Source organism: Nocardioides kribbensis (genome assembly GCF_015070375.1).
Classification (GTDB): Bacteria; Actinomycetota; Actinomycetes; order Propionibacteriales; family Nocardioidaceae; genus Nocardioides; species Nocardioides kribbensis.
Window position 1 is genome coordinate 1 of sequence record NZ_JADCLL010000014.1, and the last position, 1,081, is coordinate 1,081.

The window sequence follows — 1,081 nt, forward strand, 5'->3', positions numbered from 1 at the left end:
GGTGCACTGGGCGCGCGACGCCGCCGAGGCCTGCGCGATCGTCGCGCAGGTCGCGAGGAGCCACGGGGTCGAGGAGGTCGTGAAGGTCAAGTCGATGGCGACCGCCGAGATCGACCTCAACACCGCCCTGGCCGCCGAGGGGATCGCGGCCTGGGAGACCGACCTGGCCGAGCTGATCGTGCAGCTCGGGGACGACCTGCCCAGCCACATCCTGGTGCCCGCGATCCACCGCAACCGCGCCGAGGTCCGCGAGATCTTCCGCGACCACATGGGCGAGGCCGGCCGCCCCGCGCCCGAGGGCCTCACCGACGTGCCGGCCGAGCTGGCCGGTGCGGCGCGGCTGCACCTGCGCGAGAAGTTCCTGCGGGCCAAGGTCGGCGTCTCGGGGGCGAACTTCGCCGTCGCCGAGACCGGGACCCTGGTCGTGGTGGAGTCCGAGGGCAACGGCCGGATGTGCCTGACCCTGCCCGAGGTGCTCGTCTCGGTCGTGGGCATCGAGAAGGTCGTGCCGACCTGGGCCGAGCTCGACCCGCTGCTGCGGTTGTTGCCGCGCTCCTCGACCGGGGAGCGGATGAACCCCTACACCTCCACCTGGAGCGGCGTCACCCCTGGCGACGGCCCCCAGGAGGTCCACGTGGTGCTGCTCGACAACGGGCGCACCAACGCCTTGGCCGACGAGGTCGGGCGCCAGGCGCTGCGCTGCATCCGCTGCTCGGCCTGCCTGAACGTCTGCCCGGTCTACGAGCGCACCGGGGGTCACTCCTACGGCTCGGTCTACCCCGGCCCGATCGGGGCGATCCTCAACCCGCTGATGAAGGGCACCGGCCCCCAGGGCCCCGGCGGTGCCGCGGGCGCCCAGACCGACTCGCTGCCCTACGCCTCCTCGCTGTGCGGAGCCTGCTTCGAGGTCTGCCCGGTGCGCATCGACATCCCCGAGGTGCTGGTCCACCTGCGCTCCAAGGTCGTCGACGGCCACCGCGGCGACCGGGTGCCCAAGGCCGAGGCCGTAGCCATGAAGGCCGCCGCCTGGGCCTTCACCGACGCCCGCCGCCTCGGCCTGGTCGAGAAGGCCTCCGGTCTC

At 73.2% G+C, this 1,081-nt stretch carries 1 protein-coding gene; it reads left to right on the forward strand.

The annotated features are described in order from the left end of the window. Positions 1-1,081, forward strand: a 1,081-nt coding sequence (locus tag IR170_RS19205; RefSeq protein WP_193666511.1) for an LUD domain-containing protein, incomplete at both ends; no start/stop codon positions are given.